We start from the raw sequence: 25,330 nt of genomic DNA, 5'->3' as shown, positions 1-25,330 counted from the left end.
CTTTAAAAATCAGCTAAATAACAGCCAACTAGCAAAAGTTTAACTAATCAATGCTTTCGTCAGATATCAATCAATCTACACAAATTTTTTTAGCTCAGCCTAGGGGGTTTTGCGCGGGAGTTGAAAGGGCAATCACGATTGTTGAAGAAGCTTTGAAAAAATATGGCAGCCCAATTTATGTCAGACATGAGATTATTCACAATGCCTACGTTGTAAAATATTTTGAGGCAAAAGGCGTTATTTTTGTCAATGAAGTATCAGAAGTACCCGAGGGATCTATTCTGATCTTTAGCGCTCATGGTGTAGCTAGAGCAGTTAAAAATGATGCTCAATTTCGCAAACTCACTGTTTTTGATGCAACCTGCCCATTAGTTTCAAAGGTGCATGCTGAGGTCATTCGCTTGCATGCGAGTGATTACCAAATCATTATGATCGGCCATCTTGGGCATCCAGAAGTTGAAGGGACGATGGGCCAAATTGATGCCCCAGTTCACCTCATAGAAAAAGTGGCTGATGTAGAGACTTTAAGTTTTAAAGAGGATGACTTGCTCGCCTATGTCACCCAAACTACCCTATCGGTAGATGAAACCTCTGAAATCACTGCTGCTCTATTAAAAAAATATCCCCACATCCATGCGCCTAAGAAACAAGATATTTGTTACGCCACTCAAAATAGACAAGATGCTGTTAAGGCAATGCTGCCTTTAGTAGAGATCGTGATCGTTGTTGGAAGCCCGAATAGCTCAAACTCCAAAAGACTTCAGGAATTGTCTTTAAAGATGCAGGTTCCTGCGTTCTTAGTGGATGATCCACTGCAGATAGAGTCAGAGTGGTTTGCCGGAGTAAAAAATATTGGTATTACTGCTGGTGCATCCGCCCCTGAAGAATTAACGGCAAAAGTTATCCAAGCCATTAAAACATTTTCAAAAGGTGTAGTACTGCCCATGAAAGGCATTGATGAAAACATCAACTTTTCTTTGCCTAAGGGTTTGATTTAGTCGCTTGATTTTCTATCTAAGTCTAGTCAGTAGCGAGCAAGAACTAGAAAATGATTAGGGCATCAGAACTGTGCCCAACAGAAAATCACTTACTCATTCTTTTGCAAAAAGAGCTGGAAATAGAAAGAATGAAATATAGTGCGAAACCAATAGCAAATATGAAATACTCGCCAGTGTTGAAAAAATAGAGCAAGCCCACAATAGTTATTCCAAGGGAGAGAACACTAAGTATTGTTTTAGCAAACATAATAATTCCTAAAAGTTGTATTTTTAATATTCGACTATCTTAAGACAAAAAAGGGTTTCATGCACTCGTGCAAGAACCCCTACTCCCACTCGATCGTTGCCGGTGGTTTTCCGCTGATATCGTAGACCACCCGATTGATACCACGCACTTCATTAATAATGCGATTGGAGACTTTTCCCAGTAAATCATGAGGTAAGTGCGCCCAATGCGCAGTCATGAAGTCTTGCGTTTGTACCGCCCTCAAGGCCACAACATACTCGTATGTTCTGCCATCGCCCATCACACCTACAGACTTCACAGGTAGGAAGACGGCAAAGGCCTGGCTGGTCAGGTCATACCAAGATTTTTGACTTACTTCATCAATGGTATTGCGCAATTCTTCAATGAAGATGGCATCAGCACGTTGCAAAAGACTTGCGAATTCTGCTTTAACCTCACCCAAGATGCGAACACCAAGGCCAGGCCCTGGGAATGGATGGCGATAGACCATCTCACGTGGCAAGCCTAATGCAACACCAAGCTCACGCACTTCATCTTTAAATAATTCACGCAATGGCTCAAGTAACTTGAGATGCATATCCTCAGGCAGGCCACCAACATTGTGATGACTCTTAATCGTATGCGCGCCCTTCTTACCTTTACCAGCAGACTCAATGACGTCTGGATAAATAGTGCCTTGCGCAAGCCACTTGGCATTTTCGATCTTGCCAGACTCGGCCTGGAAAATCTCTATGAATTCTTTACCAATAATTTTGCGCTTAGCTTCAGGGTCGGCAACACCAGCCAACTCACCCATGAATTTCTCTTTAGCGTCAACGCGAATCACTTTCACACCAAGATTGCGTGCAAACATTTCCATCACCATATCGCCTTCATTCAAGCGAAGCAGGCCGTGATCCACAAATACGCAAGTCAATTGATCGCCAATCGCGCGATGAATCAAGGCCGCGGCAACGCTAGAGTCAACACCGCCAGATAAGCCAAGAATGACTTCTTCATCACCCACCTGCTTGCGAATATTCTCTACCGCTTCAGCAATGTAATCACCCATTACCCAGTCAGGTTTGCATTGGCAAATCTCGTGTACAAAGCGCTCAATGATTGCAGCACCTTGAATGGTATGTGTGACTTCTGGATGAAACTGAAATGCATAGAAGCGACGCTCTTCATCCGCCATGCCAGCAATTGGGCAAGACTCCGTAGAGGCCATCAACTTAAACGCAGGTGGCATTGAGGTGACTGAGTCACCATGACTCATCCACACCTTCAAAATCCCATGACCTTCACTGGTGGAGAAGTCCTGAATGCCTTTAAGCAAATTGGTGTGGCCATGCGCACGAACTTCTGAGTAACCAAACTCACGCGCTTTACCCAAAGACTCTGCGGAAGCAACTGCGCCACCTAATTGGGTGGCCATGGTTTGCATGCCGTAGCAAATCCCCAAAACAGGTACACCAAGCTCAAAAACAATTTGGGGTGCACGGGGACTGCCGTCTTCAGTTACCGAACTAGGGCCGCCGGAGAGAATGATGCCCTTACCGCCCTGCTCTTGAATGAATTTTCGAATGAATTCAGGGTCGCAATCGTAGGGATGGATCTCTGAATACACTCGTCCATCACGTACACGCCGAGCAATGAGTTGAGTTACTTGTGAACCAAAGTCGAGAATCAGTATTTTGTCGTGCACGAAAAGATCAGCCTTTATTTCAGCTTTTTTTAGTTGTTAATCAATATGATAATTTGGCGCTTCTTTAGTGATCTTCACGTCATGAACGTGCGACTCTCGCACGCCAGCTGAAGTGATTTCTACAAAATTGGCTTTTTCATGGAGCTCATCAATCGTTTTGCAGCCGAGATAACCCATAGAAGATCGAATGCCGCCGGTCAGTTGATGCAAGATGGCCAGCACGCTACCTTTGTATGGCACCTGACCTTCAATACCTTCTGGCACTAACTTTTCTGCATTCGCAACAATATCGCTCTGGAAGTAACGATCAGCAGAGCCATCCGCCATCGCGCCCAAAGAACCCATACCGCGATAGCTCTTGTAAGAACGTCCTTGGTATAAGAACACTTCGCCTGGAGCTTCTTCAGTGCCAGCGAACATGCCACCCATCATGACCGAACTAGCGCCAGCCGCTAATGCTTTTGCAACGTCACCCGAGTAACGTATGCCACCATCAGCAATTAATGGAATACCAGTGCCCTTAAGTGCAGTTGCCACATTCACAATCGCAGTAATTTGTGGAACGCCTACGCCAGCAACAATACGAGTTGTACAGATTGAACCAGGACCAATACCAACCTTGACACCATCAGCACCATGATCAGCCAATGCCTTAGCAGCATCACCAGTAGCAATATTGCCGCCAATCACTTGTACATGAGGGAAATTTTTCTTAACCCACTTCACGCGATCCAATACGCCTTGGCTATGGCCGTGAGCTGTGTCAACTACGATCACATCAACACCAGCGCGTACCAATAACTCAATACGCTCATCGTTATCAGGGCCAACGCCTACTGCGGCACCAACGCGCAACTTACCTTCGCTGTCTTTACAAGCATTCGGGTGTTCAGTTGCCTTGAGAATGTCTTTAACGGTAATGAGGCCACGCAGTTCAAACTTGTCATTGACAACCAATACGCGTTCTAAACGATGATGGCTCATTAAGCGTTTTGCTTCATCTAATGAGCAACCCTCTTTCACGGTAATCAAACGCTCACGTGGAGTCATTTTGGTTTTTACTGGAGCATCTAAGTCTTCTTCGAAACGCAAATCACGATTCGTAATAATGCCAACAACCTCTTTACCAACAAGTACTGGGAATCCTGAGAAACCATGCTCACGAGAAAGTTGGATCACCTGACGAAGAGTGACATCCGGGCTAATCGTGATTGGATCACGCAGAACACCAGATTCATATCGCTTTACTTTAGCTACTTCACGCGCTTGCTCAGCGGGCTTTAAGTTTTTATGAACGATGCCGATGCCACCTTCACTAGCCATGGCGATTGCCAAACGACCTTCAGTGACGGTATCCATAGCTGCGGACACCAATGGTGTATTAAGTGAAATATCTCGAGTTAACTTACTTGCCAAGCTGGCATCTCGAGGGAGTACCGATGAATAAGCCGGTACGAGGAGCACATCGTCAAAAGTGAGTGCTTTTTGAATGAGTCGCATGCAAAACCCCTAGTCGCAAAAACAGATTATAGCCTCCTAGCCTTTCTTTTAGCTGCGGCAGCCTGGAATTTGGCATCCTGGTTCTGATTAGCCTTCTTACGCCGAACCGTCTTAGGGTCGATTAATAGCGGGGAATAGAGCTCTAGGCGATCTCCAGCATAAATGGGACTATCCCAGTCCTTGCGCTTACCAAAGACCCCAAAGCAGCCTTTTCTGGCTAAAACAGGGTCGTCTGGACCAACTGCAATTCCAGCTCTCATGAGGGCTAGACCAATCGTAGGCAACTCGTTGTCCGTCAGAAAGAGCTTGAACGCCTTAAGCTCTGGCTCACCCTGCCTGGCATCACAGAGAATGAGGTCAAGTGAGCGCTCAGCCATAGAGGTCCTCGGCACGCTTTACAAAGCAGTCAACAAAGGTGCCGGCTATATGACCAAATACTGGGCCAATAATCTTGTCCAAAATCACGCTCTTGAACTCCCAGTGCAACTTGAACTCCACCTTACAAGCGTCTTCCCGCAAAGGGATAAAGTTCCATTGCCCAGAAAAGTGCTTAAACGGGCCATCTACAAAGACCATGTCAATCGTTTCAGGGCGGTGATTCACATTCCGAGTATGAAAATACTGGGTAATGCCCTTGAAATGAATATTAATTTTGGCGTCGAGCACGGTCTCAGTCTGCTCAAAAATCTCTACACCGCCACACCAAGGCAAAAACTCAGGATAGCGGGCGACATCCGTCACCAAGCTATACATACGGTCGGCTGATTGGCCAATTAAAACGGTCTTGTAGACGTCTGCCATAATCGTTCTTGAGAGCTAAATAAATATGAGTATCGTCGATAACAAAAAAGCCTTCTTTGATTATTTTATCGAGGAGCGCTTTGAGGCAGGGCTTGTGCTAGAAGGCTGGGAAGTAAAAGCCATCCGCGCAGGTCGCGTGCACGTCAAAGAAGCGTATGTTGTGATTCGCAAGGCGGAGCTATTTTTGATCGGCTGCCATATCACCCCCCTGCTCTCAGCCTCCACCCATATCGTTCCAGACAGCACTCGTACTCGAAAACTGCTTCTGAATGCGATTGAAATTAAAAAACTCATCGGCAAAGTAGAGCAAAAGGGCTATACCCTGGTACCCCTAAACCTGCACTTCTCCAAAGGCAATGTGAAGTGTGAGATTGGTCTGGCTAGAGGTAAGAAGCAACATGACAAGCGTGCAGCCACTAAAGAACGTGAGTGGGAAGTCCAAAAAGGTCGTATCGCTAGAGGCGATCTAAACGCTTAATTTCTCGCTTAACCCCATAAAAACTGGGGTAGACTGCCCTTAGGGCGAATATTTGAGCATTTATGCACTTTTATAGTGCAATTCAGCACCAAGCCGCTTCAAATCATTCATTCCAGCTTTTATATAGGCATTAGTTTGGTAACTATGAAATTGCCTTTTGACGAAATGCTCGACGCCGCAGGCCAAGCGCGTCCCCACTACCAAATCTTTCACAATTGGCTTAAACAGCAAAGTGACACCCTCATGGGTCTCAAACGTGCTGAAGCAGACCTGATCTTTAGAAGAGTGGGCATTACCTTTGCCGTCTACGGAGATGATCTGGGGTCGGAAAGAACCATTCCTTTCGATCAAGTGCCACGCATCTTTACTGCCAAAGAATGGGAGCAACTTGAAGCGGGATTACGTCAACGAGTCAAAGCACTTAATCGCTTTATCTACGACGTGTATCACGATGAGGACATTATTAAGGCGGGCATTGTTCCAGCCGAACAGATTTATAACAATGCGCAATATCGCCCTGAGATGCGCAACGTCAACATACCACGCGACATCTACGCACAAATTGCTGGCATCGATATTGTTCGCGCCGGTGAGGGTGAGTTCTACGTTTTAGAAGATAACTTGCGAGTTCCTTCCGGCGTGTCTTACATGGTTGAAGACCGTAAGATGATGATGCGACTCTTTCCTGATCTCTTCCAAAAATATCGCATTGCTCCTGTAGAGCACTACCCTGATCTTTTATTGGAATGTCTCAAGTCAGTTAAACCAGATGACGTTAAAAAACCAAACGTCGTTGTGTTGACTCCAGGCATGTATAACTCTGCTTACTTTGAACACAGCTACCTCGCGCAGCAGATGGGTGTTGAGTTAGTAGAAGGTAAAGACTTATTTGTGAAAAATGAACAAGTCTTTATGCGGACCACTCAAGGACCTGAGCGCGTTGATGTCATCTATCGTCGTGTTGATGATGACTTTCTGGATCCATTGGCATTCCGCTCTGATTCCACTCTAGGCGTTGCGGGACTCTTATCAGCACACCGCGCTGGTAACGTGACACTGGCAAATGCGATTGGCACCGGAATTGCTGATGACAAATCCATCTATCCCTATGTACCCGAGATGATCGAGTTTTATCTTGGCGAGAAACCAATTCTTAATAACGTTCCTACTTTCCAGTGCCGCAAGGCAGATGACTTAGCTTATACCTTAGCCAATCTAGATAAGTTGGTAGTGAAATTGACTCATGGCGCCGGTGGATATGGCATGTTAGTTGGTCCGGCATCAACCAAAGCAGAGATTGAAGAATTTAGAACGCACCTTATTGCCAATCCAGACAAATATATTGCGCAACCTACCTTAGCGCTATCCACCTGCCCTACCTTTGTAGAGTCTGGTGTTGCACCAAGACATATCGACTTAAGGCCTTTTGTTCTCTCGGGCAAAACGATCAAGATGGTTCCTGGCGGATTGACTAGGGTCGCACTCAAAGAAGGTTCTTTAGTAGTGAACTCCTCCCAAGGTGGCGGAACTAAAGATACTTGGGTATTGGAAGAGTGAGAGATGAGTATGGGGAATAAGAAAATATGTTGAGTCGTACCGCTGATTGTCTTTATTGGATGGCCCGTTACACCGAGCGCGCAGAGAATACTGCCCGCATGCTCGATGTAAACCATCAAACCTCCCTGCTTCCACAGCCTGCAGAGTTTTTAGAGCAGAGTTGGAAAAAACTACTCACAATTTCCAAGCTGGAAGAAGCCTTCCTCAGCAAATATGATGTGGTTAATCGTGAGAATGTTTTGGACTTCATGATTTATGAAACCAGCAATCCTTCGAGCATCGTTTCTTGCTTGTTTGCTGCGCGTGAGAATGCCCGCGTTATCCGCGGCAAGATTACTTCCGAAGTTTGGGAAACCCAAAACACCACTTGGCTTGAGCTACAGCGCATCCTAGAAGCAAGACATCAAGCCGATCCTAGTCGCCTTTTGGAGTGGGTGAAGCACCGTTGCCACCTCTTTAGGGGCGTCTTATACGGCACGATGCTGAAGAATGAGGCCTTTTACTTTATCAGCGTGGGAACCTTGCTAGAGCGCGCCGATAACACCGCACGTATTTTGGAAACTAAGTATGAGGACCCAGCAGTACTGCGGGTTCTTGGCGCTAAGAAATCTTCGGAAGATGGCACTGATGGTGAATTCTTTGACTTCTATCACTGGGCAGCTTTACTGCGCTCCGTATCCGCATTTGAGATCTATCGTCAAATTTATTCTGATCAAGTCACACCAAAACAAGTCGCACAACTACTCATCTTCAACAAGCAGATGCCTCGCTCCTTGGTATCCTGCGTCAATGAATTAATCCCCCTCATTTCTGAGGTCAAGAATCAGCAATCCAAAGAAATTGAACGTTTACTTGGAAAGCTCAAGGCAAGCTTGGATTACTCTGATATTGATGAGGTATTTGAGCAAGGCTTGGAAGAATTTATTGAGGCTTTCTTAGAGCGCATTAACTACATAGCCGATGAGTTTAGCAATGCTTATCTCATTCCACTGGCTGTTGCCTAAGAAATCACAAAGACTATATGCATCTTAAAATTCGCCATCGCACAGAATATCGCTATGAAACACCCGTGCGTTATTCCATACAAGAGTTGCGCTTGACGCCTCCCGCTCTAGCTGGCCAACAAGTCGATAAATGGAGAATTAGTACGCCAATTAAAGCATCTAGCTCTATAGATACTTTTGGCAATCTTTGCAGTGTATTTGTACAGGAAACCCCTTACACCTCAATGATGATTGAGGCTGAAGGTGAAGTGCATACACAAGATGCATTTGAATTTGTTGATGATGCTAAAGCAGTTTCGCCCTACTATCTTTTGCAGCAAACGAATCTCACTGAATCTACAGATGAAATGTTGGAATATTTCTCTTATGGCATTCCAAAGAAAAATTCAGTTGATCAAGTGCTAAAACTCGCTGAGGCAGTTCAAGGCTTGATTGTGTACTCTCCTGGCCAAACGAACTTTGCCACGACTGCAGCTCAATCCTTTGCCATGAAATCTGGTGTTTGCCAAGATCATGCGCACATTATGTTGAGTCTATGCCGCGCCTCTGGAATTCCAGCGCGATATGTCAGTGGTTATTTCTTTGCAGAAGAGTCTCCAAATCTTGCTAGCCATGCTTGGATTGACTTTTGCAGTGATATCGATAAAGGTATCTGGACCGGCGTAGATATAACCCACGCCTGCTTAGTTGACTCACGTCATATTCGCCTTGCCATTGGTAGAGATTATTATTCCGCCGCTCCTGTTAAAGGGGTACGCTCTGGCGGCGGCGGAGAAGAACTTAGCGCCAATATTTCGATTCAACAGTTGCCATAGCAACCCTCTGGGATATTTAAGAGATAATTCCAAGAAATAATGAAGAGGGTCTGTGTATGACGTATTGCGTTGGTCTTTGCCTTAAAGATGGTCTTGTTTTCTTATCTGATACCCGGACAAATGCTGGCGTAGACCAAATTGGCACTTTTAGAAAGATGTCTTTGTTTCAAAACAAGGATCGCTTCTTTACCTTGATGAGTGCCGGCAATCTTGCCATTACCCAATCCGTTAAAGAAATCCTGCTGCAAGGACAGCTTTTTAAGGGCAAAAACCTCTGGACAGCTAAAAACTCATATGAAGCCGCAGTTGTTGTGGGTGACGCCATTAAACAAGTGTATGAACGCGATCATATTGCACTTGAAAAATCGGGCCTTGAATTTAACTGCAATATGATTTTTGGTGGTCAAGTGAAAGGCGAGAAACCGCGCCTATTTAATATTTATTCGGCTGGGAACTTTATTGAGGCTACTCCCGAGACTTGCTATTTCCAGATTGGTGAATCTAAGTACGGCAAGCCCATCTTAGATCGAGTACTCAATTTCAATACACCACTTAATCTGGCAACCAAGTGCGCCCTCATCTCTATGGATTCGACTCTGAAGAGTAACATTTCCGTTGGACTACCTCTGGATATGCTGGTTTACGAAAAAAATTCTCTGAAAGCCACGAAGCTCGTCACTCTAGATGATGCCAACCCCTATTTCGCAATGATCCATCAAGCATGGGGCGAGAAACTACGCGAGGCCTTTAATTCCATAGCGGAACCCAGTTGGAGCGGCGCTCATAAATCGAGCGATATCTCCACTCCCGCTAAAAAAATGGGGATTGTTCCTATCAATCATCCGCCATCTAAGGCAAGAGCTCAAAAGGCCACAAGAACAACTAAGGCCACTCCCGTAAATAAGGCGGCAAAGAAAGTTTTGCCGAAGAAGGCGACTGCAAAGAAAAAGTAAGTTTCCAATATTGAAGCGTTGGATGCATTTATAAACAAAAAGGCCTAGATTTTTTCTAGGCCTTTTGCTTTAACGCTATCCGCTTTGGTTTAGGCTTTTAAATTCTTACCTAACATCTCCCAGGTAGCCACTACGCTATCTGGATTTAATGAGATTGAAGTGATTCCCTTCTCAACCAACCAACGAGCAAAGTCTGGGTGATCTGAGGGGCCTTGACCGCAAATACCAACATATTTATTTTGCTTACGGCAAGCATCAATTGAACGAGCAATCATGAACTCTACCGCTGGATCACGCTCATCAAAGTCGATAGCCAACAATTCCATACCGGAGTCACGATCTAGGCCCAGAGTTAATTGAGTCATGTCGTTTGAGCCGATTGAGAAACCATCAAAGTACTCAAGAAACTGATCAGCCAAAATCGCATTAGATGGGATCTCGCACATCATGATCAGACGCAAACCATTCACACCACGCTTGAGACCAAACTTCTCCATCATGTCGATCACGCGCTTAGCCTGATTGATGGTACGTACAAACGGAACCATGATTTCTACGTTGTCCAAGCCCATATCTTCACGAACACGCTTCATTGCAGCGCACTCGAGAGCAAAGGCTTCACCAAAGTCTTCAGAAACGTAACGTGACGCACCACGGAATCCCAACATTGGGTTTTCTTCATCTGGTTCATAACGTGATCCACCAATTAACTTCTTATATTCATTGGATTTGAAGTCTGACAAACGAACAATCACTGGCTTTGGATAGAAAGCAGCAGCAATCGTTGCTACACCTTCAACCAACTTATCTTCATAGAACTGACGCGGACTAGCATAGCCACGAGCAACGCTCTCAACTGCACGTTTGAGGTCAGGATCAATATTTGGATATTCCAATACAGCACGTGGATGCACACCAATGTAGTTGTTAATAATGAACTCAAGACGAGCTAAGCCAACACCAGCATTCGGAATCTGACAGAAATCAAATGCCAACTGAGGATTTCCGATATTCATCGTGATCTTCACTGGAATCTCAGGCAATACACCACGGGATACTTCAGTGACTTCAGTTTCGATCAAGCCATCATAAATATGACCTTCATCACCTTCGGCGCAAGAAACTGTCACCATCATGCCGTCTTGCAAATGCTCAGTGGCATCACCGCAACCAACAACTGCAGGTACACCTAATTCACGAGCAATAATTGCTGCGTGGCATGTACGTCCACCACGATTGGTCACAATCGCTGAAGCACGCTTCATGACTGGTTCCCAGTTAGGGTCAGTCATATCGGCGACTAAGACATCGCCTGGCTGAACACGATCCATTTCGCTTGGGTCACGAATAATACGTACAGGGCCTGCACCAATCTTTTGACCGATTGCGCGACCTTTTGCCAATACCTTTGAGCTGCCTTTCAACTTGTAGCGCATCTCTACTTGGCCAGCTGCCTGACTCTTCACAGTCTCAGGACGTGCTTGCAGAATGTAGATACGGCCATCTTGACCATCTTTACCCCATTCGATGTCCATTGGACGATCGTAGTGTTTCTCAATGATCACTGCATATTTAGCCAACTCAGTGATATCGGCATCCTCCAAAGAGAAGCGGTTACGCTTTTCTGGGGTGACATCAACAGTTTGTACTTTTTCTGCAGAGCCTTTAGGGGCAAATTGCATTTGAATTAACTTTGAACCCAAGGAGCGGCGAATAATTGCCTTCTTATCTTGAGCCAAAGTGGTTTTGAATACATAAAACTCGTCCGGGTTTACTGCACCCTGAACAACAGTCTCACCCAAGCCATAGCTAGAGGTAATGAAAACCACATCCTCAAATCCAGACTCGGTATCCAGAGTAAACATCACGCCAGCAGCTCCCAAGTCAGAGCGAACCATACGTTGAATACCAGCAGATAGGGCTACTTCAGCGTGAGCAAAGCCCTTGTGAACACGGTAGGAGATCGCACGATCGTTATACAAAGAAGCAAATACTTCACGAATTTTCTTGAGAACATCATCAATACCTTCGACGTTCAAGAATGTTTCTTGCTGACCTGCAAAGGAAGCATCTGGCAAGTCTTCAGCAGTCGCTGATGAACGAACTGCAAACGAGCCTTTACCAGAATCATCCAACACTGCAAATGCTTTACGAATTTCTTCATCCAACTTTGGCTGAAATGGCGCAGTTTCGATCCAGCCACGAATTTCTGAGCCGGCTTGCGCTAATGCACGCACATCATCAATATTCAAACCATCCAAACGCTGTTGAATACGCTCAGTCAGATTGTTGTGCTTTAGAAAGTCACGGAATGCTAACGAAGTCGTAGCAAAACCTGTAGGAACACGAACTCCAGTAGAAGCCAACTGAGAAATCATCTCTCCCAATGACGCATTCTTACCGCCCACTGATTCAACATCAGTCATGCGGAGTTGTTCAAAAGGCAAAACATAGGCATCAGCCATACTGCTATTTTGTTGCTGTTGGTTGGACATAAAATACTCTCAAAAGATAAGGAAACTGGTGTAGCGGCCGCCCTAAAGGGGGCATGCTTTAATATGATTCTATTGTAGTGCTGACCCTGACTTTTAAGCCAAATCCATGTCTAACGAAACCCGCATTGTTTTTATTGTCTCTGACGGCACCGGCATTACTGCCGAGAACTTCAGCCAGTCGATTTTGGCCCAATTTGAGGCCACTTTTAAGCATATTCGGGTGCCCTTTGTGGATAGCGTAGACAAGGCCCATGACGCCGTCAGCAGCATCAACCAGGCAGCCAGTAAATATGGGGCTCAGCCGATTGTTTTCACCACCTTGGTGAACTCCGAGCTCAATGCCATTGTTGGCAAGGCAAATGGACTGATCCTAGACATGTTCCAGACTTTTGTAGCCCCATTAGAGGCAGCTTTGGGCATGAAATCCACCCATGCCATGAATCGCCTTCACCATAATGCAGATACCGAGGCCTATAAAAACCGAATTGAGGCCATTAACTATTCCTTGGCCCATGATGATGGCCAGTCCAATCAAAACTTGGCTGAAGCCGATGTCATTCTGATTGGCATCTCCCGGGTTGGTAAGACACCAACCAGTCTTTATCTGGCAATGCAATACGGACTTAAGGCGGCTAACTACCCCCTGATACCGGAAGATTTCGAACGAGGACAACTTCCGAAGGATTTAGTCCCATATCGCCAAAAAATCTTTGGCCTGATGATTGATGCAGAGCGACTCTCAGAGATTCGTAATGAACGCAGACCTGGTAGTAACTACGCCAAGCTAGAAAACTGCCGCTATGAAATTAATGAAGCAACAGCGATGATGAAAAAGCAGTCCATTCCATGGGTGCTCACTACCAGCAAATCCATTGAAGAGATTGCAACTACTGTGCTGCAAGCAATCAAGTCGGATAAAACAATACTGGGGTAAGCTTTAACCCCATGGTTTAAGTACGCCTAATCCGCAGAGTCTCAAACAGACATACCGCCGCCGCAGTTGAGACATTAAGCGATTCCACCCGCGGATCAATCGGGATTGACACCCCTTTAGCTTGAGCAAGTAAATCGCCAGATACACCGTGCCCTTCACTGCCCATTACCCAGGCGACTGGGTGGAACAGTTCTTTTTTCAGGGCGTAGAGATCTTGCTCTGCATCTGCTGTAGCTGCAAGTAATGGTGCTGTAACTGCACTCAGTAATTGCTGGTTAGACCAGCCTTCATATAAATCTAGAAGTTTGTGTGCGCCCATACCTGCGCGCAATACTTTTGTAGACCACAGATGGGCACAGCCTGATAAAGCGATGACTTGGGTAAAGCCTGCGGCTGCTGCAGTGCGCAGAATAGAGCCAACGTTACCCGCATCTTGTACCCGGTCCAGTATCACCACGTCACCATCAAAGTTTGTAATAGATTGAGGTGTTGTGAGTGTAGATTTTGGAAGATCAAGTAAACCAGCAATATGCGGCGCATTCACTAAATCAGAAAGCAAGTCCCAGAGAGCGCTATCTAACTGAAATACCTTAGTTTTTGGACAGATCTCGATATGTTCGTAGACAGCTTGTGAGATTTCCGCATTCTTCAAACCAATTTCTGAAGTAAGCAATGTCTTTAAGGCTGGATCACCTACCCAAGTCTGCACCAGATGAATACCTTCCAATAATGCTTGGCCGCTAGCGAGCCTAGCCTTCTGCCCCTTAGATCCAGTGGCCTGTAGGTTACGAATCTCTTTAAACAAAGGATTCTCTTTGGAGGTGATGAGATCGAAGTTCATGACTTAATAGTTTTGATTTTCTAGAACTTTGCGCACCGGTGAAAAACTTCTTCTATGTTGATCGCATGCGCCAAATTGTTTAAGTGCAGCAAAATGCGCTTCCGTTGGATAACCCATATGTTGTGCAAATCCATATTCCGGATGGCGCTCATGCAATATTTGCATTTGGCGGTCACGCGTGACTTTGGCAACGATCGATGCCGCTGATATTGCAGGCTCCTTAGCATCACCCTTCACAATTGCTTCTGCAGCTATTGGCAATTCTGGGCAGCGATTGCCATCAATCAATGCTTTATCAGGCCAAGCGCCTAAGCGAATGGTGAGATCTTCAATTGCCCTGCGCATTGCCAGCATCGTGGCCTGCAAAATATTAATCTTATCGATCTCAGCCGGACTGGCTTCGCCAACGCCCCAGGCTTTTGCCTTTTCCATAATCTGCTCATAGAGGTATTCACGACGAACAGCAGTTAACTTCTTAGAATCTTTTAAACCTTCAATTGGATTATTGGGATCAAGCACTACGGCACCAGCAACCACTGCACCAACCAATGGTCCTCGCCCCGCTTCATCTACGCCGCAAACCCAAATGAGACTCATGTGCTTACTTTCATGCGCTTACTTGCTTCTTGCGATTATTGGCGATCGTCTGAGCTATCGCTTGCGCAACCAATAAACCCGTTGGACGACGCAAAGTTTCATGCATCTGCGCAAAGCGTTCTTTGAGAGTGGCAACTTTAGCTGGATGCTCTAACCAGGCTTGTACAGCATTAGCCAGTTTTTCTGGAGTAGCATCATCCTGCAGGAGCTCAGGAACAACAAACTCACCGCACAAGATATTTGGCAGGCCTACATAAGGCATATAGCCTTGGCGTTTCATGATCTGCGCAGTTAACCAAGGCACCTTATAAGAAATCACCATCGGCTTTTTCCATAGAGCTGCTTGCAAAGTGGCTGTACCACTAGCAATAAGTACAACATCCGATGCTTCTAGCACTTCATCAGCCATGCCATCCAGCAGATGAATCTGGATATCTGGATTGGTGTTTTTTGTCTTAAGTAAAAGTTGCTCAAGAGGCTCACGTAATCGCGGTGTCGCTACTGGAATTAAAAAGTGAAGCTTCTGACCTTTTAATCTCTCCGATAGGATCTGCATGGTTTCAAAAAAGACGGGGGCTATGAGCTCAATCTCTGATCCACGGCTTCCAGGTAAGACAGCAATTACCAATCCTTCAAGGGAGGTAGTAGGAATTTTGAGGTGTTTACTTAATTTTTCTCGCGCTTGCTCAATATTGGGTTCAAGCGGAATTTCACTAGCCAATGGATGGCCAACATAAGTCGATGCCACACCAGCTTTGTCATAAATGTCAGTTTCAAAGGGGAAGATGCACAGCATGCGCTCTACTGCTTGGGAGATCTTCTTGATGCGCCCTGCTCGCCATGCCCAAATAGAAGGCGAGACCAAATGCAAAGTGGGGATACCTGCTTTGCGTAATTGCAGTTCGACACCCAAATTAAAATCCGGGGCATCAATACCCAGATAAACGTCTGGACGACCTTCATTCAGGAGAGTTTGAATGAGCTCTTTACGCAGTTTCAGAATAGCTGGAAGCTGCTTAATAGCCTCTACATAACCGCGCACACTTAAGGTTTCCATTGGCCAATCGGAGCGCATACCCTCGGCTTGCATGCGAGGACCACCAATGCCATAAACCTCAAGACCAGCCATGTCCGGTATTTGATTTAGCGCACCAAGAACTGGCGCTGCTAATAGATCGCCAGAAGGTTCGCCAGCCACACAAGCTAACTTTGGCAAAGTATTTCCGTTACCGAATAATGCCGCGTGTAGAGGCGGCAATAAAGTCATGGAACTGTGCGAGCTTCTCAGCAGTAGCTGTATCTGCCGCAGAAGCAACAACCAGCTTCTGAATCTCTACTTTAGCGTCCTCAAAACTGAGCCCATCCTTATAAAGTACTTTATAAGCTTGACGCAAGGCTGAGATAGTCTCACTTGAGAAACCGCGGCGCTTTAAACCCTCAACGTTGATACCATGAGGAGAAGCTTTATCTCCAGCAGCAATTACAAATGGCGGAATATCTTGCACTAGCGCAGAAGCACCGCCCAACATTGCATGCTGACCGATGCGAACAAATTGATGCACACCAGACATGCCCCCCATGATGGCCCAATCTTCAACCTGAACATGGCCAGCGATTTGCGCATTGCTTGAAAAAATTGTGTGATTACCAACCTGACAGTCGTGCGCAATATGCACATACGCCATGATCCAGTTATCGTTACCAATGCGAGTAATGCCTTCGTCTTGCGATGTACCCGTATGTATCGTCGTGAATTCACGCACAGTATTACGATCACCAATAATCAACTGGGTTGGCTCGCCACGGTATTTCATATCCTGCGGAGGGCCACCAATAGCTGCAAAGTGGGCAAAGCTATTTTGCGCACCGATTGTGGTGTAACCCTCAATCACTGTATGAGAGCCTACTTTAGTACCAGCGCCAATCTTCACGTTAGGGCCAATGACGGAATACGGGCCAACCTCAACATCGCCAGCCAGCTCAGCCTTACTATCGACTACAGCAGTTCCATGAATACGAGTCATTACGCGCCTTTCGAACGTACTGCACAAGTAATGTTAGCCTCTGCAGCAATCTCACCATCTACAGATGCTTGCACTGAAAATTTATAAATACCTGCGCGTTCACGCTCTAATTTTGCAGTCATGATGAGTTGATCCCCAGGCAACACTGGCTTTTTAAAGCGCGCGCCATCAATACCGGCAAAGTAATAGATTGCATCTTCCGCGCGTTCTTCAGAGAAAGTCAGTAAAGCAGCTGTTTGCGCTAAAGCCTCAATAATTAACACACCAGGCATAACTGGGAAATCTGGGAAATGACCCTGAAAGAAAGGCTCATTCATGGTGACGTTTTTTAATGCGGTGATACTCTCACGCGGGGTAATTTCTAATACCCGGTCTACCAATAGGAATGGATAGCGATGCGGTAGCAATTGAAGAATCTTATTGATGTCGATTGCGATTGGTGTACTCATAAATGACCCGCTGAAAAGTAAATATTAATTTTGGTTCTACAGAATCTCAAGACTCTGTAGTTTTGTTTTTATCTAACAAGCGCAAGCGCTGACGTATTTTATCTAGCCCACGCAAGATGGCAGCGTTTTTCTCCCAGGCGCCGTGGAGCATTGATGGATAAACGCCTGTGAAATGCTGCCCAGGCTCTGTAATAGATCGAATTATGGAAGTATTACCAGAAACTGTTGTTCTATCGGCAATCGTGAGATGACCCGCAAAGTTTGCTGCGCCGCCAATGATGCAGAAATTACCAATTTTGGTGCTGCCAGAGATGGCAGCACATCCAGCAACAACGCAGCAATTACCGATCACAACGTTATGCGCTATTTGCACCTGGTTATCAATTTTTGTTCCTGCGCCTACAACTGTGTCACTCATTGCACCACGATCAATCGTGGTTGAGGCGCCAATCTCCACATCATTGCCAATAACCACTCGCCCCGTCTGGGGAATCTTGACCCACTCCCCACCTGAAGCAGAAAAGTCTGGAGCAAAACCAAAGCCATCGGCACCGAGCACAGCGCCGCTATGAATAATGCAACGCTCACCAATCTGAGTATTGTAATAAATGGAAACCGATGGATAGATCAAGGTATCGCTGGCAATAACACTATCTTTGGCAATGGTGGTATTTCCCAGAATCGAAACACGTTCGCCTAACTTTACACCTGCGCCAATCTGAACAAATGGTCCAATGTGACAGGAAGATGGAACGATTGCAGTGGAATCAATGACTGCACTAGGATGAATGCCGGGAGCGTAAATTGGGCTACTTACTTTTGCAAAGTGCTGCGCCATTCTTGCGAATGTAGCATATGGATTTTTAGAAACAAAGTACACCCGCTTTGCAGAATGCACGCTAGGATTTGCCTGCAAAAACTCTAAATCAGACTTGCCAACAATCAAGGCGCCAGCAGCGCTATCGCTTGCTTGCTGTCTATAAAGGGGATTGGATAGGAAGGATATCTGATCTGGCTGCGCTCGCTCCAAAGGAGCGAGGCCAGTTAATCCATGGGAAGCCTCCCCCACTAAGCTTGCTTGAAACTGTTCGGCCAGCTCAATGGCGGTCGGCATAAAGCTTACTTCTGGCTATTTAAAGCCTTGATAACGTCATCGGTTACATCTGCCTTAGGGCTGACATAAGCGGCTTCTTGAACAATGACATCAATTTTTCTTTGTTCTGCAATTTGCTTCAATACTGCATTTGCTTTCTCTGCAATCTTGGCGCGCTCTTCGAAAGTACGTTGATTGAGATCCTCAGTAAATTCGCGTTGCTTACGTTGCAGTTCACGATCTTGATCAGCCAACTCACGTTGGCGACGAACGCGCTCAGCTTCGTTCATCACGGCAGCATCACGATCTAACTTTTCAGCAGCAGATTTAATTTTTTGAGCGCTATCGCGCAAATCGTTTTGGCGCTTAGTAAATTCGTTCTGCAAGCGAGTTTGCATTGCTTTTGCTAAGTTGGACTCATTGAAGACTTTCTCAGAGTTCACAACTGCAACGCGCGTTCCTGCATCTTGAGCAAAAACTTGAGGAGTTGCGATCACTGTCATAGCAGCAATCAGGCCAACTCGAATCCATTTAGTAGCTTGATAAAGCTTCATAAAACTTTCCTTAAACAATTAAAACGCTGTACCCACTTGGAACTGCAAACGCTGGATATTGTCCGTTGGTTGTGACTTATACGGAATACCGTAGCTGAATTTCAGTGGTCCTAGCGGTGATATCCATGATAAACCCAATCCGTAGGAATATCGCAGAACTAGATTGATGTTTTCCCCAAAGGCATTACCGCCGTCTACGAAGGTAAATAGACGTAAGGTCTTATCAACACCAGATCCCGGAACGGGGAAGGTGTATTCCACATTAGTAACAATCTTAGATTGACCGCCTGTTGGCTGATAAGCGCCAATCTGGGTGTTGTAGTACTGAGGCCCCAAAGATCCAGGAGCATAGCCGCGAACTGATCCAATACCACCAACATAGTAGTTTTTCGTAATTGGGAATGGTTTTGTGCCATAAGCCTCGCCGTAACCAATCTCGCCATTAAAGGACAAGATATTGCCCTTCGAGAAGGAGTGATATTTCTGGTACTGGCCATAGATACGATAAAAAGTGAGATCACCGACAGGTGTACCAACTTCACCAGATAATTGCTCCAAGGAGCCCTCAGAAGGAATCAATGTGCTGTCACGGCCATCACGCGCCCAACCTACAGTTACCGGTACGTTATAAGTTTGCAAGCGGCCCGGTACTGTTCCGCCATAGCTAGTTACATAATTCTGATAAGGGATCGGCGTATTGGTGGTGGCATAGATACTAAACACCTCAATACCGGTTCCGAAGAACACACGATCAACCTCGGTATACGGAACACCAAACTTAATGTTGGAACCAACCGACTTAATTTGATAATCTGGATCCCCGGCGTAGTACAAAGGTTTGGATGAACGATAGTAAAGATCGGTATAGCGACTAATACCATCTTCAGTGAAGTATGGGTCATAGTTAGATAGGGTTAGATTTTGAGTGATCTTACCGAGGGAAGCATTTAAGCCCACAGATGTACCGGTGCCAAAGGCATTGTCTTGATTAATACCTGCAGACAAAATCAACTTCTCAGTTGAGGAGAAGCCTGCGCCAACAGTAATTGCTCCCGTTGGCTTCTCAGTGACCTTGACATTGACATCCACCTGGTCAGGAGATCCAGGGACATCTTCAGTAGTAATGTCGGTTTCAGTGAAGTAGCCTAAACGGCCTAAACGTTTTTTAGATAAGTCGATCTTGTCGCTATCAAACCAAGAGCTTTCAAACTGACGTATTTCGCGACGAATCACCATATCGCGAGTTCTGGCGTTTCCAGAAATTGCCACTTGGCGCACATAGATACGACGGCCAGGATCCACCACCAAGGTCAGATCTACCTCAGCTACGTCGCGACGAATATCTGGTTGCGGATTGATGGTTGCAAATGCATAACCATAAGAACCCAAGATTTCAGCAATTGCCTTGGTGCTCTCGGTTAATTTAGCTGACGAGAAAGTATCTCCAGGCTTTAACACAATCAACTGCATCAACTCAGCTTCTTTACCTAAAGTTTCACCTGCTAAACGCACATCCTTAACGGTAAACTTTTTACCTTCGCGAATACTAATAGTGAGGTAGATACCCTTTTTATCCGGAGTAATTGACACCTGCGTGGATTCGATTACAAATTCAAGATACCCACGATTGAGGTAATAAGAGCGAATGGACTCCAAGTCGGCAGTGAGCTTTTGCTTGGAATAAAGGTTGTCTTTACTGTACCAAGATAACCAACCGCCAGTTTTTAACTGCATCTCACTTTTTAAAGTGCCTTCACTGAACACTTCGTTACCAATAAAATTAATCTCTTGAATTTTGGCAACAGGGCCCTCGTCGATATTGAAATAGACGGCCACCTGATTGCGCTCAACCGGGGTAACTGTAGCAACAACCTCTGCCGCATACATACCTTTACCAACGTATTGGCGCTTTAATTCTTGTTCTGCTTTATCAATAAGTGCTTTGTCATAAAAACGCGCTTCTGCAACGCCAACTGTTTTTAAAGACTTACGCACGATTTCGGGATCAAACTCTTTCATCCCCGTAAATTCAATACGAGAAATTGTTGGGCGCTCTTCCACAATCACAATCAGAACATTGCCCTGCTCTTGAATTTGCACGTCCCTAAAAAATCCAGTGCTATACAAGGCCTTAATAGATTCCGCACCTTTTTCTTCGGTAAAGGTGTCGCCCACCTGAACAGGCAAATAGCTAAATACTGTTCCAGGCTCTACACGCTGCAAACCTTCAACACGAATATCTTTCACCACAAATGACTCGGCCGCAGAGGCATTCAAACTCAACCCAAGCGCAGAAAATACCAAGATATAAGTAATGAAGCGGGCAAAAATACGGAAAGAATGTGTCAGAGGATTCAAGGCGAAATATAGCGTTGTAAATCGTTAAACAAGGCCAGTAATGACATAGAAATCAGCAAAATAAAGCCCACTTTTTGGAGCCGCTCCTGCATTGATGTCGAAATCCGCTTACCGGCGACCAACTCCCATGCATCATACAGTAGCTGACCCCCATCAAGCATTGGAAAAGGGAGCAAATTCAGTAAACCAATGCTAATACTCATAAGCGCCAAAAAGGCTAAAAATGGCTGCCACCCTACCTGGGCTGATTTCCCCGCCATGTCCGCAATACTGAGGGGTCCGCCCAGCTGTTTTAAGGAGGTATTTCCGGTGAATAATCCTGCCATTAGCCTTGCAGAAACCTTGGTAATTACCCACACCCGCTTTGAGGCAAAAATGAGCGCATCTATTGGCCCCAATTTCAGGTCCTGCCACTGTCCCAAGGGCGTTGATGCCGGCAGAATACCCAGAGCCAACATCGGATCCTGATTAGGGCTGATTTTGGGTAAATCCTTGGCATAAAAGGACTTTATTGCGCTTCCGCCAGTAGGTGTTGCTAGCTCTAGGGCAAATCCACTCTCTCCGGTAAGCGCATCCATCAAGTTCCAGCGCAAGGCATTCCAGCTTGGCACAGCATCAAAATCCCCTAAAAGGGGCGTACTACCCTCCTCGGAGCCCAAATTCTGCCAACCGACCACCCGATCACCCGCTATTACCCCCAGCTTGGCAGCAACAGAATGCTCAGGGGGACTTTGCAGAACGGCTGGTAATTGTGGGGCGCCGGAAATATAGATCAGGGCAAAAAAGACAATCGCTAAAAAGAAATTAGCTAATGGGCCCGCAGCCACAATCAATGATCTCTGCCATAAGGGCTTTTTATCAAAAGCTTCGGATTCATCGGCCGGAGTAATCACTTGCTGACGATCGCGACCATCGAGTAATTTCACATAGCCGCCCAATGGAATTGAAGCTAATACCCACTCTGTATTATTTTTTGCATGGTAAGTGAATAGCGGTTTACCAAAGCCAATTGCGAAGCGAAGGACCCGAACACCACAACAACGAGCAGCAAAGAAATGCCCAAACTCATGAAAGCTAACCAAGACACCCAGGGTTAACAAAAAAGCCGCAATAGTAATCAATGCCTGCAAAGAATTTCCTTCACCACTACTTGCGCCGCTTGACGAGCGCGAGCATCAACATCCAAAATTAACTCTAGGGAATCTGCATTGACGGAAGAAATGGAGTTCAACACACTGTCCACCACACGGGGGATTTGCAAATACGGCAGGCCCTCATCTAAGAATGCTGCTACTGCAACTTCATTGGCAGCGTTCAAAACCGCTGGTGCAGTACCCCCAGCTTTAGCGGCAGCAAACGCCAATGAGAGACAAGGAAAGCGCTCTAGCTCCGGATCGGCAAAACTTAAATTCGCCAACTGCGCCAAACTCAGTGGAGCCACACCCGCCTCAATACGCTCTGGCCACGCCAGGCCATAAGCAATAGGAGTTCTCATGTCGGGCTGACCCAGTTGAGCAAGTACAGAACCATCACGATAACGAACCATCGAATGCACAACGCTTTGCGGATGAATTAATACTTTAATTTTTTCCAAAGGCAAACCAAATAACCAAAACGCCTCGATCACTTCAAGACCCTTGTTCATCATCGTCGCAGAATCAACTGAAATTTTTCTACCCATCACCCAGTTCGGATGTGCGCAAGCTTGCTCAGGAGTAATGCTGGCCAATTGATCAAGAGGCGTATTTCTGAATGGTCCACCGGAGGCAGTCAACCACAGCTCTTCAACCCCAAAGCTCGGATTAGGGGCTTTAGAAAATTGATTAGGCAGACATTGAAAGATGGCATTGTGCTCACTATCGATTGGCAGCAATTCTCCGCCCCCTGCCTTCATCGCCTGCATAAATAAATCGCCAGACATCACCAAGGCTTCTTTATTTGCGAGTAACACTCTTTTGCCAGCTTTTGCAGCAGCCAAAGCGGGCATCAATCCTGCAGCACCTACAATCGCAGCCATAACGGTATCGCAATCCGATTCAGTAACAGCGCTAACTAAAGCTTGCGGTCCATGCAAGACCTGAGTCTTGATTTTTTTCTCGAGCAAAATCTTGCTTAAGCGAGCGGCTCCATCAGCATCTGCCACTACCGCAATGGTTGGCTTAAATTCAACACACTGCTCAGCCAGCAGATCAACCTGTTTTGCTGCAGTAAGTGCGACCACCTTAAAGCGATCTGGGTGGGCACGAATCACATCGAGCGTGTTAACGCCAATGGACCCGGTTGAGCCTAGAATCGCGACCTGCTTGACCGACATTACACAAATCCCGCTAAGAGCGCTGCGATTGGCATTGCCGGAATCAAAGCATCCACTCGATCCAATACGCCGCCATGGCCTGGCAATAGATGGCTTGAATCTTTGACGCCAGCTAAACGCTTTAACTGAGACTCAAATAAGTCTCCAAAAATACTAAAGGCTGTTAATACTGTCACCATCAGGAACATGGGAACCCAACCAAAGCGAATAGCCCATGCACCAAACAAAGTAGATTCAAAAGATAGAAAGTAAACGCATGCAAACGCATAAACATAACAAAGCACTAAGCCGCCAATTGCGCCTTCAATTGATTTTCCTGGGCTAATTTGCAATGCAAGTTTGTGCTTACCAAAGGCCTTACCAACAAAGTAAGCACCAATATCGGCAACCCAAACTAGAGCCATACTACTGAGCAAAAAGATCAGACCTAACTCACGCAAGAACACCAATGCAAACCAGGTAGCTGGCAACAAAATTAAGCCGAGCACCACATAAAAAGGTCGTAACTTTTCTAGAGAAAGATTCATACCTTTGGCCAATATAAACGGCGCAACGAAGAACCAGAAAATAACGGCTAGAAGTAATAAGGCAAATTGCCATGAGGCGTTTTGCATGCCCAGCAAAAACAAAATAATGGCCAAGCAAAATAATGCGTATAGCCAGGCAGCACGTCCTGCCTCAGGCGCCAATAAGCGGCTCCATTCCCAAGCAGCTACCAATAAAGCCACCAAAAAGAATGCGCCAACATACATTGCCGGGAGCAAAAACAGAATAGGTAGCAATACCGCCAATAGAACAAGGGCGGTAATGACTCGGGTTTTTAACATAGGGAATTTAGCTTAGTAATTGGTAGAGTCAAACTGCATCACTCATTGCTTGGGATGCAAGCTGAGCACTGGTACGACCAAAACGGCGCTCGCGCTGGCTAAACCAATCAAACGCCTTGTGCAATTCTTTGTCATCAAAGTCAGGCCACAAAACATCTGTGAAGTACAACTCGGTGTATGCCAGTTGCCATAACAAGAAATTACTGACGCGCTGCTCACCACCAGTACGAATAAATAAATCCGGCTCTGGTGCGTAAGCCATTGAAAGATGAGGCTGAAGCAATTCTTCAGTAACCTGTTCTGGCTTCAAATTGGGATTAGCAGAAAGACATTGGCGCATTGCCTGCAAGATATCCCAGCGGCCACCATAATTAGCGGCAATCGTAAAAGTTAAGCTTTTACATCCAGCAGTCTTTTGCTCAGAGAATTGCACCATCTCTTGGATAGTAGAATCAAATCGACTCAAGTCGCCAATTAATCGCAAAGCGATATCGTTTTCTGCCAGACGAGATACTTCACCCTTGAGTGACTTCAGGAATAACTTCATCAAGAAGCCCACTTCTTCTGGTGGGCGACGCCAGTTCTCTGAGCTAAAGGCAAATACAGTGAGATATTCAACGCCAAGCTTACGGCATTCTTCAACGATTTTTCGCACAGCGCTCAAGCCTTCTGAGTGCCCAGCAACACGAGGCATCATTCGCTTACTAGCCCAACGCCCATTGCCATCCATGATGATCGCCACATGGCGAGGTATAGCACTTACCTCGGGGATGGCTAGGGTTGAACTAGAGTGTTGAGTCATGA

General features: G+C 45.9%; 24 protein-coding genes. 7 read left to right on the top strand and 17 right to left on the bottom strand.

The genetic code is table 11. The annotated features are described in order from the left end of the window. Positions 1 to 50: 50 nt before the first annotated feature. A complete protein-coding gene (gene ispH, locus ICN44_RS08880; RefSeq protein ID WP_216263593.1) occupies positions 51 to 998 on the top strand; it encodes a 4-hydroxy-3-methylbut-2-enyl diphosphate reductase in 948 nt (315 codons plus the stop codon). A 326-nt stretch (positions 999 to 1,324) separates the two neighbouring features. Here the strand turns inward: ispH and guaA are convergent, their stop codons facing one another. The 4 genes from guaA to ICN44_RS08860 are packed head-to-tail and all read right to left on the bottom strand — an operon-like array spanning position 1,325 to position 5,233. Then, entirely contained in the window at positions 1,325 to 2,932 is a 1,608-nt protein-coding gene (guaA, locus tag ICN44_RS08875) for a glutamine-hydrolyzing GMP synthase (RefSeq protein WP_216263592.1), read from the bottom strand. A gap of 36 nt (positions 2,933 to 2,968) precedes the next feature. Then, the gene (gene guaB / locus ICN44_RS08870; RefSeq protein ID WP_216263591.1) at positions 2,969 to 4,432 is read right to left on the bottom strand and encodes an IMP dehydrogenase; all 1,464 of its coding nucleotides are present in this window, start codon (positions 4,430 to 4,432) and stop codon (positions 2,969 to 2,971) included. Between the two features lie 26 nt (positions 4,433 to 4,458). After that, positions 4,459 to 4,809: an RnfH family protein gene (locus ICN44_RS08865; RefSeq protein WP_216263590.1), complete on the bottom strand. Its 351-nt coding sequence runs from the start codon at positions 4,807 to 4,809 to the stop codon at positions 4,459 to 4,461. Continuing rightward, a complete protein-coding gene (locus ICN44_RS08860; RefSeq protein ID WP_216263589.1) occupies positions 4,802 to 5,233 on the bottom strand; it encodes a type II toxin-antitoxin system RatA family toxin in 432 nt (143 codons plus the stop codon). Before ICN44_RS08860 ends, ICN44_RS08865 begins: the two co-directional genes overlap by 8 nt. A 25-nt stretch (positions 5,234 to 5,258) precedes the next feature. Between ICN44_RS08860 and smpB the strand changes: the two genes are divergently transcribed. The 5 genes from smpB (at position 5,259) to ICN44_RS08835 (ending at position 10,040) form a co-directional block, all read left to right on the top strand. Continuing rightward, on the top strand, positions 5,259 to 5,711 hold the full coding sequence (gene smpB / locus ICN44_RS08855) for an SsrA-binding protein SmpB (protein ID WP_072583017.1): 453 nt from the start codon (positions 5,259 to 5,261) through the stop codon (positions 5,709 to 5,711). Between the two features lie 144 nt (positions 5,712 to 5,855). Next, positions 5,856 to 7,268 (top strand): circularly permuted type 2 ATP-grasp protein, encoded by a 1,413-nt coding sequence (locus tag ICN44_RS08850; RefSeq protein ID WP_216263588.1) that lies wholly within the window; start codon positions 5,856 to 5,858, stop codon positions 7,266 to 7,268. Between the two features lie 26 nt (positions 7,269 to 7,294). Further along, positions 7,295 to 8,272: an alpha-E domain-containing protein gene (locus tag ICN44_RS08845; RefSeq protein ID WP_216263587.1), complete on the top strand. Its 978-nt coding sequence runs from the start codon at positions 7,295 to 7,297 to the stop codon at positions 8,270 to 8,272. 17 nt (positions 8,273 to 8,289) lie between these two features. After that, the gene (locus tag ICN44_RS08840; RefSeq protein ID WP_216263586.1) at positions 8,290 to 9,087 is read left to right on the top strand and encodes a transglutaminase family protein; all 798 of its coding nucleotides are present in this window, start codon (positions 8,290 to 8,292) and stop codon (positions 9,085 to 9,087) included. A 56-nt stretch (positions 9,088 to 9,143) separates the two neighbouring features. Further along, positions 9,144 to 10,040, top strand: a complete 897-nt coding sequence (locus tag ICN44_RS08835) for a peptidase (RefSeq protein ID WP_216263585.1) — start codon at positions 9,144 to 9,146, stop codon at positions 10,038 to 10,040. Between the two features lie 89 nt (positions 10,041 to 10,129). Here the strand turns inward: ICN44_RS08835 and ppsA are convergent, their stop codons facing one another. Then, complete coding sequence (gene ppsA / locus ICN44_RS08830; protein WP_216263584.1) at positions 10,130 to 12,535, bottom strand: phosphoenolpyruvate synthase; 2,406 nt, start codon at positions 12,533 to 12,535, stop codon at positions 10,130 to 10,132. A 106-nt stretch (positions 12,536 to 12,641) separates the two neighbouring features. Here ppsA and ICN44_RS08825 point away from each other — a divergent pair, with 106 nt between their 5' ends. Beyond that, positions 12,642 to 13,469: a pyruvate, water dikinase regulatory protein gene (locus ICN44_RS08825; protein WP_216263583.1), complete on the top strand. Its 828-nt coding sequence runs from the start codon at positions 12,642 to 12,644 to the stop codon at positions 13,467 to 13,469. A 16-nt stretch (positions 13,470 to 13,485) separates the two neighbouring features. Here ICN44_RS08825 and ICN44_RS08820 read toward each other — a convergent pair whose 3' ends face one another. Genes ICN44_RS08820 through uppS form a run of 12 tightly spaced genes read right to left on the bottom strand, consistent with a single transcriptional unit; the run spans position 13,486 to position 25,328 of the window. Next, positions 13,486 to 14,310 carry an RNA methyltransferase gene (locus tag ICN44_RS08820; RefSeq protein WP_216263582.1) on the bottom strand — a complete coding sequence of 275 codons (825 nt, stop codon included), beginning with the start codon at positions 14,308 to 14,310 and terminating at the stop codon, positions 13,486 to 13,488. Positions 14,311 to 14,313: 3 nt separating this feature from the next. Continuing rightward, positions 14,314 to 14,907 carry a ribonuclease HII gene (gene rnhB / locus ICN44_RS08815; protein WP_216263581.1) on the bottom strand — a complete coding sequence of 198 codons (594 nt, stop codon included), beginning with the start codon at positions 14,905 to 14,907 and terminating at the stop codon, positions 14,314 to 14,316. Between the two features lie 10 nt (positions 14,908 to 14,917). After that, the gene (lpxB, locus tag ICN44_RS08810; RefSeq protein ID WP_216263580.1) at positions 14,918 to 16,174 is read right to left on the bottom strand and encodes a lipid-A-disaccharide synthase; all 1,257 of its coding nucleotides are present in this window, start codon (positions 16,172 to 16,174) and stop codon (positions 14,918 to 14,920) included. Next, positions 16,134 to 16,931 (bottom strand): acyl-ACP--UDP-N-acetylglucosamine O-acyltransferase, encoded by a 798-nt coding sequence (lpxA, locus tag ICN44_RS08805; RefSeq protein WP_216263579.1) that lies wholly within the window; start codon positions 16,929 to 16,931, stop codon positions 16,134 to 16,136. The genes lpxB and lpxA overlap by 41 nt, the downstream gene beginning before the upstream one ends. Beyond that, positions 16,931 to 17,380 carry a 3-hydroxyacyl-ACP dehydratase FabZ gene (gene fabZ, locus ICN44_RS08800; protein ID WP_216263578.1) on the bottom strand — a complete coding sequence of 150 codons (450 nt, stop codon included), beginning with the start codon at positions 17,378 to 17,380 and terminating at the stop codon, positions 16,931 to 16,933. The genes lpxA and fabZ overlap by 1 nt, the downstream gene beginning before the upstream one ends. 46 nt (positions 17,381 to 17,426) lie before the next feature. After that, positions 17,427 to 18,494 carry a UDP-3-O-(3-hydroxymyristoyl)glucosamine N-acyltransferase gene (gene lpxD / locus ICN44_RS08795; RefSeq protein WP_216263577.1) on the bottom strand — a complete coding sequence of 356 codons (1,068 nt, stop codon included), beginning with the start codon at positions 18,492 to 18,494 and terminating at the stop codon, positions 17,427 to 17,429. 5 nt (positions 18,495 to 18,499) lie between these two features. Then, a complete protein-coding gene (locus ICN44_RS08790) occupies positions 18,500 to 19,027 on the bottom strand; it encodes an OmpH family outer membrane protein (protein WP_216263576.1) in 528 nt (175 codons plus the stop codon). An 18-nt stretch (positions 19,028 to 19,045) separates the two neighbouring features. Continuing rightward, positions 19,046 to 21,385 (bottom strand): outer membrane protein assembly factor BamA, encoded by a 2,340-nt coding sequence (gene bamA, locus ICN44_RS08785; RefSeq protein WP_370624893.1) that lies wholly within the window; start codon positions 21,383 to 21,385, stop codon positions 19,046 to 19,048. Then, positions 21,382 to 22,515 carry an RIP metalloprotease gene (locus tag ICN44_RS08780; RefSeq protein ID WP_216263575.1) on the bottom strand — a complete coding sequence of 378 codons (1,134 nt, stop codon included), beginning with the start codon at positions 22,513 to 22,515 and terminating at the stop codon, positions 21,382 to 21,384. Before ICN44_RS08780 ends, bamA begins: the two co-directional genes overlap by 4 nt. Continuing rightward, a complete protein-coding gene (gene ispC / locus ICN44_RS08775) occupies positions 22,503 to 23,699 on the bottom strand; it encodes a 1-deoxy-D-xylulose-5-phosphate reductoisomerase (protein ID WP_216263574.1) in 1,197 nt (398 codons plus the stop codon). The genes ICN44_RS08780 and ispC overlap by 13 nt, the downstream gene beginning before the upstream one ends. Beyond that, the gene (locus ICN44_RS08770) at positions 23,699 to 24,526 is read right to left on the bottom strand and encodes a phosphatidate cytidylyltransferase (RefSeq protein WP_216263573.1); all 828 of its coding nucleotides are present in this window, start codon (positions 24,524 to 24,526) and stop codon (positions 23,699 to 23,701) included. The genes ispC and ICN44_RS08770 overlap by 1 nt, the downstream gene beginning before the upstream one ends. Before the next feature lie 28 nt (positions 24,527 to 24,554). Next, positions 24,555 to 25,328 (bottom strand): polyprenyl diphosphate synthase, encoded by a 774-nt coding sequence (gene uppS / locus ICN44_RS08765; protein WP_216263572.1) that lies wholly within the window; start codon positions 25,326 to 25,328, stop codon positions 24,555 to 24,557. Positions 25,329 to 25,330: the final 2 nt, after the last annotated feature.

Origin of the sequence: Polynucleobacter sp. JS-Fieb-80-E5 (assembly GCF_018882015.1) — a bacterium.
Lineage (GTDB): Bacteria > Pseudomonadota > Gammaproteobacteria > Burkholderiales > Burkholderiaceae > Polynucleobacter.
Note: the sequence above shows the minus strand (reverse complement) of the source record. Positions and strands in the feature narration are given on the sequence as shown.